The organism is Okeania hirsuta (assembly GCF_003838195.1).
GTDB classification, from domain to species: Bacteria; Cyanobacteriota; Cyanobacteriia; order Cyanobacteriales; family Microcoleaceae; genus Okeania; species Okeania hirsuta.
The window spans coordinates 1-1,325 of the sequence record NZ_RCBY01000585.1; the positions used below are offsets into that span (position 1 = coordinate 1).

At 36.5% G+C, this 1,325-nt stretch carries 2 protein-coding genes; both read right to left on the minus strand.

Annotated elements, in window-relative coordinates:
* Positions 1 to 138: 138 nt before the first annotated feature.
* Positions 139 to 1,023, minus strand: a complete 885-nt coding sequence (locus D5R40_RS33040) for an RNA-guided endonuclease InsQ/TnpB family protein (RefSeq protein ID WP_240039181.1) — start codon at positions 1,021 to 1,023, stop codon at positions 139 to 141.
* Entirely contained in the window at positions 947 to 1,207 is a 261-nt protein-coding gene (locus D5R40_RS40480; protein ID WP_240039182.1) for a helix-turn-helix domain-containing protein, read from the minus strand. The genes D5R40_RS33040 and D5R40_RS40480 overlap by 77 nt, the downstream gene beginning before the upstream one ends.
* Between the last annotated feature and the right edge of the window lie 118 nt (positions 1,208 to 1,325).

Genomic DNA, 1,325 nt, shown 5'->3' on the forward strand with positions numbered 1-1,325 from the left:
CCGTTCTACTAAACTTACCCAAACTTACCCATACATGGTTGCATGAGCTTTGGAGCTAGCTTCCTGCTTCACAGAAGACCACCGACCGCAGTCTGCAACTTATCTTCTCCACAGGCTTAAAATCGCTTGAAACTCAAGCTACTGATTCACATAGTTTTTCAGGTTGATAGCAGCATTCAAATCTCTATCAGCTTCAAAACCGCATTCACTACATTCATAAGTTCTCAAGTGCAACGGCATTTTCTGTTGATGCCCACAGTTTGAACATATTTGAGAACTTGGATAAAATCTATCCGCTATGACTAATTTACTGCCGTACCATTCACATTTGTATGTCAGCTGACGCTTAAATTCATAAAAGCCACAATCAGCAATAGCACTTGCTAGTTTGTGATTTTTGAGCATTCCACTTACGTTTAAATCCTCAATTACTATGGTGCTGTGGTTTTTAGCTAACCATGAAGTGAGTTTATGTAGTGCATCTGCTCTGATATCGGCTACTTTTTTGTGTGATGAAGCTAGTTTTTTTACTGCTTTGCATCTGTTTTTGGAGCCAATAACTTTTTTGCTGACTGCACGTTGATGACGAACTAATTGTTTTTTGGCTTGCCTGTAGGCTTTAACATTAGCAAATTTGCTGCCATCAGAACAGGTTGCTAATGTATTTATGCCTATATCTACACCAATAGTTTCTCCAACTTTTTCTGTTGGTTCGGATTCAAAATTGTACTTGAAACTGATGTACCAACTATCTGCTTTTTTTGAGATGGTGACGTTTTTTACTGGTACAGAGGGTAAAATTTCATAAGTTTTTACTATTCCTATTCTGGGTAATTGTATGTAGTTTCCTTGAATAATCTTAATACTTCCTTCTAAGTAAAAGCTGTCTTTTCTGCCTTTTTTTTTAAAGACTGGAAATCCACGTTCAGGAATAGTTAGAAAGTTTTTAAATGCCCTCTCTAAATCTCTTAATGCTTGCTGGGGGGCACCCGATCGATACCTCATAATACCAGGGATTTTCACTTTTTACTTCAGCAATCAAACGTTTATGTAAAGTGATAGCACTAGGCCGTTTCTTAGTTTCCTTGTATTCACAAATGCAAGTTGCTAATCCCCAATTATAAGCATGACGGGCTACACCTGCGTGTTTGGCAAGTATGGTTTTTTGATAATTGTTAACTTTTAATTTGGTCTTGATTGATTGCATTTCAGTTGTCGGCCACCTCTTTTAATAGTTTAATAAGTTAAACATAAATCTAATATATCACAGTAAATGTCTATTTATGTTTAACTTTGTCCAATTATTTTAATACTGTTGATAGCCC